This window comes from Enterobacter vonholyi (assembly GCF_008364555.1).
In the GTDB taxonomy this organism is placed as follows: Bacteria; Pseudomonadota; Gammaproteobacteria; order Enterobacterales; family Enterobacteriaceae; genus Enterobacter; species Enterobacter vonholyi.
In genome coordinates, this window is record NZ_VTUC01000004.1 from 183,482 (window position 1) to 196,156 (window position 12,675).

Annotated in this window: 14 protein-coding genes; 6 read left to right on the top strand and 8 right to left on the bottom strand. The window is 54.6% G+C overall.

The window, feature by feature from the left end:
* Positions 1-33: 33 nt before the first annotated feature.
* Positions 34-1,212: a formate-dependent phosphoribosylglycinamide formyltransferase gene (gene purT, locus F0319_RS07385; RefSeq protein ID WP_149366579.1), complete on the bottom strand. Its 1,179-nt coding sequence runs from the start codon at positions 1,210-1,212 to the stop codon at positions 34-36.
* 171 nt (positions 1,213-1,383) lie between these two features.
* Here purT and F0319_RS07390 point away from each other — a divergent pair, with 171 nt between their 5' ends.
* Together F0319_RS07390 and ptrB are read left to right on the top strand one after the other, a co-directional pair.
* Positions 1,384-2,031: a tellurite resistance TerB family protein gene (locus F0319_RS07390; RefSeq protein ID WP_111964812.1), complete on the top strand. Its 648-nt coding sequence runs from the start codon at positions 1,384-1,386 to the stop codon at positions 2,029-2,031.
* A gap of 85 nt (positions 2,032-2,116) precedes the next feature.
* Positions 2,117-4,177 (top strand): oligopeptidase B, encoded by a 2,061-nt coding sequence (ptrB, locus tag F0319_RS07395; protein ID WP_111964811.1) that lies wholly within the window; start codon positions 2,117-2,119, stop codon positions 4,175-4,177.
* On the opposite strand, the gene exoX is transcribed toward ptrB, so the two are convergent.
* The 3 genes from exoX to F0319_RS07410 form a co-directional block, all read right to left on the bottom strand.
* Positions 4,174-4,836 carry an exodeoxyribonuclease X gene (gene exoX, locus F0319_RS07400; protein ID WP_010432611.1) on the bottom strand — a complete coding sequence of 221 codons (663 nt, stop codon included), beginning with the start codon at positions 4,834-4,836 and terminating at the stop codon, positions 4,174-4,176. The two genes, ptrB and exoX, sit on opposite strands and share 4 nt — an antisense overlap.
* Positions 4,837-4,860: 24 nt before the next feature.
* Positions 4,861-5,511 carry a carbon-nitrogen hydrolase family protein gene (locus tag F0319_RS07405; RefSeq protein WP_149366580.1) on the bottom strand — a complete coding sequence of 217 codons (651 nt, stop codon included), beginning with the start codon at positions 5,509-5,511 and terminating at the stop codon, positions 4,861-4,863.
* 110 nt (positions 5,512-5,621) lie between these two features.
* Entirely contained in the window at positions 5,622-5,852 is a 231-nt protein-coding gene (locus F0319_RS07410) for a DNA polymerase III subunit theta (RefSeq protein ID WP_008500465.1), read from the bottom strand.
* 137 nt (positions 5,853-5,989) lie between these two features.
* On the opposite strand from F0319_RS07410, the gene yobA reads away from it, so the two are divergent.
* From yobA to F0319_RS07425, 3 genes are read left to right on the top strand one after another with little or no spacing between them, the layout of a single operon-like run.
* Complete coding sequence (yobA, locus tag F0319_RS07415) at positions 5,990-6,361, top strand: CopC domain-containing protein YobA (protein ID WP_111964809.1); 372 nt, start codon at positions 5,990-5,992, stop codon at positions 6,359-6,361.
* A gap of 1 nt (position 6,362) precedes the next feature.
* Positions 6,363-7,232 carry a copper homeostasis membrane protein CopD gene (gene copD, locus F0319_RS07420; protein ID WP_149366581.1) on the top strand — a complete coding sequence of 290 codons (870 nt, stop codon included), beginning with the start codon at positions 6,363-6,365 and terminating at the stop codon, positions 7,230-7,232.
* Positions 7,233-7,248: 16 nt separating this feature from the next.
* Positions 7,249-7,587, top strand: a complete 339-nt coding sequence (locus tag F0319_RS07425) for a YebY family protein (protein ID WP_111964807.1) — start codon at positions 7,249-7,251, stop codon at positions 7,585-7,587.
* Positions 7,588-8,027: 440 nt separating this feature from the next.
* Here F0319_RS07425 and F0319_RS07430 read toward each other — a convergent pair whose 3' ends face one another.
* Complete coding sequence (locus F0319_RS07430; RefSeq protein ID WP_149366582.1) at positions 8,028-8,924, bottom strand: glycosyltransferase family 17 protein; 897 nt, start codon at positions 8,922-8,924, stop codon at positions 8,028-8,030.
* 173 nt (positions 8,925-9,097) lie between these two features.
* Positions 9,098-10,039, bottom strand: a complete 942-nt coding sequence (locus F0319_RS07435) for a VirK/YbjX family protein (RefSeq protein ID WP_133294682.1) — start codon at positions 10,037-10,039, stop codon at positions 9,098-9,100.
* Between the two features lie 167 nt (positions 10,040-10,206).
* Here F0319_RS07435 and pphA point away from each other — a divergent pair, with 167 nt between their 5' ends.
* Entirely contained in the window at positions 10,207-10,851 is a 645-nt protein-coding gene (gene pphA, locus F0319_RS07440; protein WP_149366583.1) for a protein-serine/threonine phosphatase, read from the top strand.
* A 34-nt stretch (positions 10,852-10,885) separates the two neighbouring features.
* On the opposite strand, the gene F0319_RS07445 is transcribed toward pphA, so the two are convergent.
* Both F0319_RS07445 and rsmF read right to left on the bottom strand, forming a co-directional pair.
* Entirely contained in the window at positions 10,886-11,125 is a 240-nt protein-coding gene (locus F0319_RS07445; protein ID WP_008500472.1) for a YebV family protein, read from the bottom strand.
* 107 nt (positions 11,126-11,232) lie between these two features.
* Positions 11,233-12,675 (bottom strand): 16S rRNA (cytosine(1407)-C(5))-methyltransferase RsmF, encoded by a 1,443-nt coding sequence (rsmF, locus tag F0319_RS07450; protein ID WP_149366584.1) that lies wholly within the window; start codon positions 12,673-12,675, stop codon positions 11,233-11,235.

The window sequence follows — 12,675 nt, forward strand, 5'->3', positions numbered from 1 at the left end:
TCGCATGAAAAACGGGCCTTACGGCCCGTTTTTTTATCCTGCAACCTTGACGCTCGCAGCGGCCGCTTTGGCTCTCGCCACGGCGTCGTCAACGTTATCCCCGGTGGCTAACGCCACGCCAAGACGGCGGGTTCCGTCGATCTCCGGCTTACCGAACAAACGTACCTGCAACCCGGCACCCACCGCCGCGTCAACGTTATCAAACGTAACGTTCTGGCTGGCTAGCTGCGGCAGGATCACCGCCGAGGCGGCCGGGCCGTACTGACGGATACCGCCGACGGGCAGGCCGAGGAAGGCGCGTACGTGCAGGGCGAACTCGGAGAGATCCTGCGAAATGAGCGTGACCATGCCGGTGTCATGCGGGCGAGGGGAGACTTCGCTGAAAATCACCTCGTCGCCGCACACAAACAGCTCCACGCCGAACAGGCCATAGCCGCCCAGCGCCAGGACGGTTTTACGGGCGATCGCCTGCGCACGCTCCAGCGCCAGGGCGCTCATCTGCTGCGGCTGCCAGGATTCGCGATAATCGCCATCTTCCTGGCGGTGGCCAATCGGGTCGCAGAAATGGACGCCGTCAACGGCGCTGACGGTCAGCAGGGTGATCTCAAAATCAAACTTCACGACGCCTTCGACGATGACGCGACCGGCGCCTGCGCGGCCCCCCTGTTGGGCGTACTCCCACGCCTTTTCCAGCGTGCTGCTGTCGCGAATAAAGCTCTGTCCTTTACCGGAGGAGCTCATCACCGGCTTAACGATGCACGGGTAACCAATCTCCTCAACGGCCTGCAGGAATGCCGCCTTATCGCCTGCAAAACGATAGCTCGACGTGGGCAATCCCAGCTCTTCGGCCGCCAGGCGACGAATGCCTTCGCGGTTCATGGTCAGCTTTGCGGCTTTCGCGCAGGGCACCACGCGCTGGCCTTCCTGCTCAAGCGCGATCAGCGTATCGGTGGCAATGGCTTCAATTTCCGGCACGACAAAATCAGGTTTCTCGCGCGTAATCAGCTCGCGAAGGGCATCGCCATCCAGCATGTTAATCACATAAGAACGATGGGCGACGTGCATGGCTGGCGCGTCGGCGTAACGGTCCACGGCAATCACTTCCACGCCTAAACGCTGGCACTCAATGGCGACTTCTTTCCCCAGCTCGCCCGATCCCAACAGCATCACTCGCGTCGCCGCAGGTCGCAGCGCAGTTCCTAAACGAATCATAACAATCCCCCTGAAAAAGTTGCGGGCAGTATAAACGAAAACGTTTGCGTCTGTCTTGTACACGGCCAGGTGAGGGGAGAAGAAATTTGCGCTTCTTTAGCCCGTCCAGACATTTCCTGACGCCTGCTCGCTTACGCTGTGGATCATGTTCACCGTTAAGTGAGGGAAATCATGTCTGGCTGGCTAAATCAATTGCAATCCCTGTTAGGGCAGAAAACATCGTCTGGCGAGCGGGACCTGAGCAAACTGCTGGTACCCGGGGCGCTCGGCGGGCTGGCAGGCCTGCTGGTCGCGAATAAATCCTCGCGCAAGCTGCTGGCAAAGTACGGGACAGGCGCACTGCTGGCCGGTGGGGGCGCCATTGCGGGTACCGTCCTGTGGAACAAATACAAGGACAGGGTTAGGACCGCGCACAGTGATGAACCACACTACGGCGAGCACACCTCGCCGCTGGATCTGCGTACCGAACGGCTGATCCTGGCGCTGGTCTTTGCCGCGAAAAGTGACGGACATATCGACGATAAGGAACGACTGGCGATCGAGCAGCAACTGCGTGAAGCCGGCGTTGAAGAGAAGGGCAGAACGCTGGTGGCGCAGGCCATCGAACAGCCTCTGGAGCCGCAGCGTCTGGCGCAAAGCGTGAAAAATGAGGAAGAGGCGCTTGAACTCTATTTCCTCAGCTGTGCCGCCATCGATATCGATCACTTTATGGAGCGGAGCTACCTTAATGCCCTGGGCGATGCGTTAAAGATCCCACAAGACGTGCGCGAAGGCATTGAGCGGGATATCCGGGAACAAAAACAGGCGTTACAGGGATAGTTCTCGCCGTTGCGACCCTGTTTCGCTTGCATCATGCGTGGGTTTTGCCAACCTTATAGGGTGTAAAACGAAAAAGAATGATGACATGCCACCGAAAGCCCGACGTATACCTTATGCGATCACCACGCATGGCGATACGCGTATAGACAACTATTATTGGCTACGGGACGATTCGCGCTCCCGGCCAGAGGTGCTCGACTACCTGCACGAGGAAAACGACTATGGCCGCAAGGTCATGTCCAGCCAGCAGACGCTTCAGGACCAGCTGCTGAATGAAATGGTGCAGCGTATTCCTCAGCGCGATATCTCCGCGCCCTGGACCAAAAACGGCTATCGCTATCGCCATATTTACGAGCCCGGCAATGAGTATCCCATCTACCAGCGTCAGTCGGTGTTAAGCGCCGAATGGGACGAGTGGGATATTCTGCTGGATGCCAACCAGCGCGCGGCCCACAGCGAGTTTTATACCCTGGGCGGCATGTCCATTTCGCCTGACAATGCGGTGATGGCGCTTGCGGAGGATTATCTCTCCCGCCGTCAGTACGGCCTGCGGTTTCGCAATCTGGAGAGCGGCAACTGGTATCCGGAAATGCTGGAAAATGTGTCCCCGGATTTTGTCTGGGCGAATGATTCCGAGACGGTTTACTACGTCAAAAAGCACGCCTCGACGCTACTGCCTTATCAGGTATGGCGGCACACCGTGGGAACGGACTCCGCAGACGACGAGCTGGTCTATGAAGAGAAAGACGAAACGTTCTATGTCAGCCTGCATAAAACCTCCTCGCGCCACTATGTGATTATCTTCCTTGCCAGCGCGACGACGTCGGAAGTTCTGCTGCTGGATGCCGAACTGCCTGACGCCCAGCCGCTCTGTTTCCTGCCGCGCCGCAAGGATCACGAGTACAGCCTGGATCATTTCCAGCACAGCTTTTATTTGCGCTCCAATCGTGAGGGCAAAAACTTTGGTCTCTATAAAACCAAAGTGCGCGATGAGCGCAAGTGGGAGGTGCTTATCCCCGCGCGGGATCAGGTGATGCTGGAAGGGTTCACCCTGTTTACCGACTGGCTGGTGGTGGAAGAGCGCCAGCGCGGGCTGACCAGTATCCGGCAAATCAACCGCAAAACGCGGGAAGTGGTGGGGATTGCGTTCGACGACCCGGCCTATGTGACGTGGATTGGATTCAATCCCGAACCCGAATCATCGCGGTTGCGCTACGGCTACTCATCCATGACCACACCGGACACCCTGTTTGAGCTGGACATGGATACCGGGCAGCGCCAGGTGATTAAACAGACCGAGGTAAAAGGTTTTGAGTCTGAAAACTACCGCAGCGAGCACCTCTGGGTCACCGCCCGGGATGGCGTTGAGGTCCCCGTCTCGCTCGTCTATCACCAAGCCCATTTCCAGAAAGGCAAAAACCCGATCCTGGTTTACGGCTACGGGTCGTATGGCTCAAGCATGGACGCCGATTTCAGCAGCAGCCGATTAAGCCTGCTCGATCGCGGTTTTGTTTTCGCCATAGCCCATATTCGCGGCGGCGGTGAGCTGGGCCAACACTGGTATGAAGACGGGAAATTCCTGAAAAAGAAAAACACCTTCAATGATTATCTCGACGTCTGCGATGCGCTAATTGAGCAGGGCTATGGCGATCCGCAACTCTGCTTTGGCATGGGAGGCAGCGCGGGCGGCATGCTGATGGGGGCGGTTATCAACCAGCGTCCCGACCGCTTTAAGGGGATTGTCGCGCAGGTACCGTTTGTCGATGTGGTCACGACCATGCTCGATGAATCTATCCCTCTTACCACCGGGGAGTTTGAGGAGTGGGGGAATCCGCAGGATGAGATGTACTACCGCTATATGAAAGAGTACAGCCCGTACGACAACGTGGAGGCGAAAGCCTACCCGCACATGCTGGTCACCACCGGTTTGCATGATTCTCAGGTACAGTACTGGGAGCCGGCAAAATGGGTGGCAAAGCTGCGGGAGCTGAAAACCGATGACAATCTGCTGCTGCTGTGTACCGATATGGACTCCGGACACGGCGGGAAATCGGGACGATTTAAATCCTACGAAGGGGTTGCCCTGGAATATGCCTTCCTGATTGGCCTGGCGCAGGACACGCTGCCAGGCCGTGCGGAGGGTTAAGCGTCGCCCAGATAATGTTTCAGCGTTAAGCGCAGTTCCGGACTCATTCTGTCGAGGTTGTTATACAGCCAGCGCAAATAGCCCGGGTCTTTGTCCGCTACCTCGGACACCGGCTTCCCGCGATATTTACCAAAGGTAAATGTGGTCAGTAACGCGGGGCGTCCGGTGATCGTCGCCATATCATCCGGTGTCCAGCCTGAGATATTCATAATATCAATCAGCAACGCGGCGGTGATATAGCAGTCATACAGGGCGCGGTGATGGTGAAGCCCCTCAGGGGTACGAACGCTGAGCTTGCGGGACTTGTACAGCGCCATATTGCTGTATTTAATGCCCGGCCAGAGACGACGCGCCAGCTTCATTGTGCAAATCCATTCGCCCGGCATTTCAGGTAGGACCCGGCGGTCAAAGCTGGCGTTATGCGCGACGTACCACGGGCTACCGTAGTAGTGCGGAATGATCTCTTCGATCCACGGCTTATCCGCCACCATCGATTCGGTAATGCGATGGATAGCCATCGCCTGGGGGCTGATGGGGCGATCGGGACGCACCAGATGGCTCATTGGGTTGACGATTTTACCATCAACCACGTCGACAGAGGCCACTTCCACTATTCCGCCCTGAAGATCGCAAGTTTCGGTATCGATGACGCGCAGCATTGAAAACTCCTGAGCTTAAAACGCCTAGCCTAAAGGAATGATATCGCCTTGCCAACCCTCGCCGCCGAGCCTGCCGGTCACCAGAAGCTCGCCCTTATCCGCGCGGACGATCAGCTGGCCTTTATCATCCCACAGCGCGCTGCCGCCGCAGGCGTTCGCCATCAGCACCGCGATAGCATATTTATGCGCGAAGCGCTGCAGGTTACTGATGGACTGCCGCCAGCGATTTTCCCCCACCGACTGGCAGCTGGTAACAAGCGTTGCTCTGGGATCGAGATTGGGAGAATCGGGATGTGCATCAATGATGCTAAGGTGCTTGTCCCCCGGCACCAGGCTGGCTCCGCGCCCTTGCGGATAGCGCAAAATGCGATGGCAAGCAGGCGAAAACAGCACAAGACCTTTCTGTCTCTGCCCATCCTGTTCCAGAGGGAGTCCTGCAATAACGGTAATCTGGTAAAAATGTGCCGCGTTAAGCAGCGGCTCCAGCTGTGCGTCATCGGGTGGGGGAGGTAGCGTCGGCGCGCCAGAGCCCGTTAAGGAGAGTTCAGGGAAGACCAGCAGATCGCACCCCTGCCGTGCGGCTTCGGCGATGAAGCGCAGGTGGTGCGTAACATGGTCATTCACACTCTGATGCAGCCCGCCATACTGGGCTGCCGCTATGTTCCAATGTGACATCGTGACTTCCTTATACACTGAGTCGCAGGGATTTAAGAATACACCTAAATTTATCAGGGTTTTCTTATCCTGCCAGATTCCGCGTAAGGAAGTGTAACGACTCGTTAAGCTTATTTAACTTTAGGTTCGTACGGTAAACGGGAGAGGTTAACCGAGGCGAGACGGTGGGCGATTAATCTTTCGCGAAACCAGTCGCGCAGATGGGCGGGTTGTTCCCGTTCAACGACTTCAGCCACGACAGGCATGTTGTAACGCTCTTTGAACGCGACGCCAGCGGCAGCGAGATCGACATTCACTTTATCCATCTCGTCCTGCGGAAGGGCGGCCAGATTGATCTTCATTACCTTCTCCTTTTTCTGCGGCGGCAACGTTACCGCGATTGCACGACGATGACAAGCGGAGGCAGGATGATCCTCGACTCGTTTATTATACAGCGTTATTCTTTAGCATACAGACATAACAAAAAGGAATGATTGCGATGGGTTTCTCCGCCTCCCGCGCGGTATGCGCACTGGTTTTTGTGGCCTCGACAATGATGGCGCCCTCCGCGCTGGCACATGCACATCTTAAACAGCAGAGACCGGCAGCGGACAGCGTGGTGAGCGCTCCGCAGGCACTTACGCTGAATTTTTCAGAAGGCATCGAACCGGGGTTTAGCGGTGTGGTGGTAACGGATGCGCAAAAGCAGGTCATCAAAACGGGAACCGCCACGCGCGACGAAAAGAACAAGGCGCAACTCACCGTTCCGCTGGAACAAACGCTGACGTCAGGGACGTACCAGGTAGACTGGCATGTCGTCTCCGTAGACGGCCATAAAACCAAAGGCAGCTATCACTTTAGCGTGAAATAGCATGCTGGCGCTGTGTTATATCGGGTTGCGCTTTATCCATTTCGGGGCGCTGATGCTTGTTTTTGGCAACGCGCTTTACAGCGTCTGGTTTGCGCCTTCCTCTCTCCACCGCCTGATGTCCCGGCGATTTCAGCTGCAGCAGAAAGTTGCGGCCTTAATGAGTCTGGCCGCTGCGCTCCTGATGTTTATGCTTCAGGGCGGACTGATGGGTAACGGCTGGGGAGATGTGTTTGCCCCGCAGGTCTGGTACGGCGTAATGAGGACGCAGTTTGGCGGCGTCTGGCTGTGGCAAATCATACTCGCTGCGATCACGGTCGGCGCAGCATGGCTCGCACCGCTGAAAGGTTCGCGGCTGCTGTTGCTTACGATGGGCCAGCTTATCCTGCTGGCTGGGGTAGGGCACGCGGCAATGAACGACGGTCCGATAGGGGCGTTGCAGCGTCTTAATTATGCTTTTCACCTGATCTGCGCCGCAACCTGGCTTGGCGGATTACTGCCTCTGCTGTTCTGCATGCGCCTGGCTAAAGGACGCTGGCAGAATGCCGCCATTTATACCATGATGCGCTTTTCGCGCGTGGGCCATTACGCTGTCGCGGGCGTGCTGCTCAGCGGAGCGATCAATGCGCTCATGATACTGGGTGTCCATATTCCCTGGCAGGCTGGTTACGTACAGTTTTTGTTGTTCAAATGTGCGCTGGTGGCGTTGATGGTGGTAATTGCGCTGGCAAATCGGTATTTTCTGGTGCCACGGTTTCGTCCGGAGAGCGGGCGAGCACAACAGATTTTTATCAGGATGACGCAGGCAGAAGTGGTGCTGGGAGCGCTGGTGCTGGCAACGGTCAGTCTGTTCGCCACCTGGGAACCCTTCTGATAAGGTTAAATATCATATGAAAAAGACAGTACTTTCTCTCATCTTGCTGGCCTGTACGGGGAGCGCGCTTGCCGCACCGCAGGTTATCACCGTCAGCCGTTTTGAAGTGGGTAAGGACAAATGGGCTTTCAATCGCGAAGAGGTGATGCTGACCTGCCGTCCGGGCCATGCGCTGTATGCGATCAACCCGAGCACGTTGGTGCAATATCCGCTGAATGATATCGCAGAGCAGCAGGTAGCCAGCGGTAAAAGCAGCGGACAGCCGATTAGCATTATTCAGATCGATGACCCGTCGCATCCGGGACAAAAAATGAGTCTGGCACCGTTTATCGAGCGCGCCGACAAGCTCTGCTAACGTTCGGGTTTCCAATAAAAAACCGCAGATGCTTGCGAAAGCACTGCGGTTTTTCACATTTAATGATGCTCTGGCGCTTTTTTTCCGACCGCTTTAGCTGTGGACTGGAAAACCTGGCGTCGTCATCTATTCTTAAAAGGCAAGGCGACTTAGCCTGCATTAATGCCAACTTTTAGCGCACGGCTCTCTCCCAAGAGCCATTTCCCTGGACCGAATACAGGAATCGTATTCGGTCTCTTTTTATCTGTATGTTTTTCAAAGCATTTTTCGGTACTGACTCGACATCACCCGAAACTTTCTCGAACTTTCCATATCCTCTCTAAACCATAACATACTCAGGACCGCGTGCGTCCAGGGTTTTTTGGGATCTTTGTTAAAATTTTGTGGCCGAGCGACCGCTGAGCAAACGCCTTCTGACGTTCGAAAGGGCAACCCTTAAGTTAAATAATGAACGCGCTGAATTTGTCTTTGTGTTGGACAATGTACTCAGGGAAGTTTTCAACCGTTAGCTCTTGCTTGATTAACGTCCTGTCCCGCCCCCAGATATCTTCCGCGTTTTTAATGACCTTCATGATGTGTTCCGGGTTGTTAAACTCAGGGAGATCGTATTCAGTATGGGAAATGGTCGACATTTTTTCTGAGATGCGCTCGGGTGTCATCACCCATGAGAAATGCCACCCACCATTTTCAATGATGCGGTTGTTAATCTTGAACCAGTTCCACTTTAGCCAGGACCAGTTTTTAACACTTCGGGTGCGTTTAAGATTCCTGAATGATTCAGGTTCACCGCCAAAGAAGTTAACGAGATTTTTATACTGGGTGGCTCTCGGTAATTTACATTTTCTTGGCGTGTTATCTGTATTAAAAACCTGCAGGTTAAACTGATAATTATAAAAATTCTGATAAATAGTTGTGCAGAGCTTTTTGGGGTTTATCGATGCTACTACCTGAGGTGAAAATATCTCGTCCACATCGGAAACTAAAATCAAATCATCATCGCTGGCATGGGACAAACCCTGCATGATGGCATTCCTCTGCGCGGCTTCATTTGCCCACGCATCCACTACCATTCCCTCTGGCAAACCCGGGATCACCTCTCGGGCCGGATGTGATTCTTCAGCGGCTTTCGTAATCGGTTCTTTATCATGCACAACGTAGATAATTTTATCTTTAAACTGACTGTATTTATTAATGTCAAAATGCAGCTGCCTCTTTTTACCGGTAAAGGTATGCGTTGACTCAACGATAACGAAGCGATCGACAACGTCCGCTAGCGTGTTCAGCCTGATTTCGAGAAGCATATCTTCATCGTAATATAAGAAGCAGTCATAGATCATTACCGAAGTCCCTCATTTTTGCGCCCACATTGCGCTTTTTCCAACGCATTCGCCGGTATCATTTCGCGCAATGCTAACTGAGCGCACTCGCCCTGCGCAATAGTACGCTGCTTTATTATTCATCCTATAAATAGATTGCATCCACTATGCAGTGAGCGAAGACGCCAGCCAGGCTAAAAGTGGGACTTAACGGATACCTCTATTTCATCAAGCAGCTCAAAGCGGCGGCGGTATTCGGCACGTTTTTTACTGGCGATCTCTTCAAGCGATTTACGCTCCATCTGTAGCGGCAGCTGCCAGCAGAAGGCCGAGAGCTTTTTACCGTCCAGCGATGCCCAAAATTCATCGTAGCTGGCATGGAAATGGCGACCTTTGCTCAGGCGATACCGCAACGCGCGGAAAACGTGACCCTCATCGCTGACGGCAAAAATCGCCCGGACGGATGACTGCGCAGCCAGCTGGAAGAGGACTTCCATCAATACCCGTTTGGGGAAAAGACCATGACAGGCGCGGGTGGCCTGTTTAATGACGTCTCGCGATACGCAGCGGCGGGGTCCCTGAAGCCCGCCAATCACCATGACTTGCTGACCATTGCTGCGCGCGACGCTAAAGGTCAGGCTGGCCAGCAGCGTGTCCTCGTTGTCGCGTAGCCACAACGTGCTTTCGCCTTCGCGCTCGGCTTTCCCCGCAGAGGAAGCATTGACCGTATAGGTTACACCGTCTTTTGCATGGAACTGCGCAACGGCTTGTTCCTGCGGGCTGGTCAGGGCCTGGGCGAGACCGCTCTCTTTCAGGCTGTCAATCCAGTAATAATGATTAACGATAGCGTCGGCGCGATCGTTAGCCGTCAGGCCGCGCATCAGGTACTGCCGGTGGGTCTTGCTCGGCAATGTAATTTGAGAGGCCAGCAGCCTGTCAAAATCGTCGCGACCCGAAAGGGTTTCCAGCATGCGATGTGTAGAAGACCAGAACACCAGCGAACGTAACAGGAACTTCAGGCGATATTCGCGTTTGCGCCAGATCGGCCCCGGAACGCGTTTGCCGTTCACCAGCTCGGAAATAATATTTGTGCGATGCGGATAGAAAACATCGTTATGCAGGTGCGTATTAGACACGTGAAGACCCCTCTTTTTTTTCTGCCCTTATTCTAAAGAGCCAGGAAAAGGGGATTAATAGCGCGAGGATCTTTATTTCTGTTTGGTTTACCGTTTGTTTGATTTCGTGATGACTACGCCTGTCTGTCGACTTTTCTGCGGCAGCTATACTGTTTAAAGGAGGTGCTATGTATCAGCGAATTGAAGGTGGAATGTGGCGTCACGTCTGGGTTGTCAGCGATATACACGGTTGCTACCAGTGGCTTATGGATGAACTTAAACGCCGTCATTTTAATCCGTATGAGGATTTACTTATTTCTGTCGGGGATATGATCGATCGTGGCCCTGATAGCGTTAAATGCCTGCAGTTAATTAATGAAAAATGGTTTCGTGCCGTGCGGGGAAACCATGAGCAAATGGCGCTCGACGGTTTGGATAATAAAGATTTTTCTCTTTGGATGATGAATGGCGGAATGTGGTTTTCGCATCTTGAACGCGATCGGCAACGGCTTGCGCTGTCGTTGCTCGACGCCTGTCGCGACTTACCGCATGTCATCGAGATAACCTGTGCGAACGGTCTTAATGTGATTGCCCATGCTGATTATCCGGCCGCGGAATACCGCTGGCAAAAACCGGTCAGTGACCAGCGCGTCTTATGGAACCGCGATCGGTTGATGGGGTTTATGGTGGGTAAAGGAGAGGGCATCAGCGGCGCGGATCATTTCTGGTTCGGACATACGCCCGTCGACAGAAGGTATGATTTTGACAATCTCCACTACATTGATACGGGTGCCGTATTTGACGGTTACTTTACGCTGGCTCAGCTGCAGTAATAAATAACCCGCCTTCGGGCGGGTTCTCTTTAGGTCAGGCAAGACGCATGACCCAGGCATCGGTTTTACTATCGTAATGCTCACGGTAAAGGACTGAATGTTCGCCATCAAGTATTGCCGGGACGCTGGTATCTGCATCCCATGCATCAAGCTGCATGCACAAATCCGGGTCGGATTTGCAGGGAATACTTAACGTTCGATCGCCTTGTGCTTCGCCGCGCAGCTCTGCGTCGTCGATCTCAAAAGCGCCAATACGCACGCTGGTTTTCGTCATAGTGCTCTCCGGGTCGGTTGTCAAAAATCTGGTATGACCAGTGTGGCCACCCATTTTTGATCGTAGACAAAGAGAGCAAAATCGCCAGTAAAAAAATGCGCTTTTTATCAATCCGTGCGATCGTTACCGGTAAAAAGCCGACCGTCCCGAACCAGCTCGCGTGGATAGCTGTTTTTCAGCCTTGAGCCGACCTTTTTTGCCAGGCCCAGCGGGTATCCCTGATACGTCACAATCACTTCATCGCCTGATGGCGTGCTCTCCGGATAGACATCGCGACCACGGTACCACTCTTCGGCTTCCTGATGCGTCAGGGCAAAGGTATTCTCGCGTCCGGCAAGGGCGATTACGGCCTCATGCTGCCAGCGATACCCTTTATTATGCACTTCCGCCAGGCGGATCCCGATTCGGGAAAAACGGACCTTTCCGATGAGCGGCTCGATCTGTGCGGGGAACAGCCATATCTCTTTATCACGCATCCAGGGGCGCAGGCTCTCATCCCAGACCAGTCCCGCTTTTTTAGCGGCGGCTTCAAGCTGTGCGGTTTCTCGACCTTTAAGGGGGGAAAACGGGAAGTTACCGACCTTGAATTTAGGTGCGGGCAGGGGAGCCACCGCCTGCGTTTTACGCAGACGCGCCACAAAGAACCCTTCGCAGTCGTAAATCTGCGGGAAAACATGGAGGAACCCCTCCGGGGTGACAGCCTCCTGTGCTGAGGCGAACAGATCGTCGAGCGGCAGAAACTCGACCGCATCCGGATATTGCGCTTGCAGCCACAGGCAGACATCTTCGTTCTCATCGCGGTTTAAGGTGCACGTCGAATAAACCAGCGTGCCGCCGGGGCGCAGGGCATGGAATGCGCTGTCGATCAGCTCTCGCTGCGTGGCCGCGATCTCAAGGTTGCTCTCAACTGACCAGTTTTTTAACGCATCGGGATCTTTACGCACCACCCCTTCGCCTGAGCAGGGGGCGTCCAGCAGAATGGCGTCGAAGGCTTCCGGCAGGGCGGCGCCAAACACGCGTCCGTCGAAGTGCGTCAGGGCAACATTATGAATACCGCAGCGGCTGATGTTGGCATGCAACACCTTCACGCGGCTGGCGGAAAACTCGTTGGCGAGGATCGCCCCTTGATTACCCATACGGGCGGCAATTTGGGTGGTTTTTGAGCCGGGCGCGGCGGCAACATCCATTACGCGCTCTGGCGAATTGCCATCGGCAAACAGGGCGGCAACCGGCAGCATCGAGCTGGCTTCCTGAATATAGAACAGACCGCTCAGATGTTCAGCGGTACTGCCCAGCGGCAGTGAAGCTTCGTCATCGCGTTCTATCCAGAACCCCTCAGCGCACCACGGTACCGGCGTAAGCTGCCAGCCGTACGGAGCGACCAGCGCCAGAAAATCATCGACGCTGATTTTCAGCGTGTTGACGCGAATACTCCGGCGTAACGGACGCTGGCAGGCGGCGATAAAATCGTCTAACGACAGGTGAGAAGGAAGCGCCTCGCGCATCTGCGCCAGGAATTGTTCAGGAAGAAATACGGAGTTTTGAGCCAC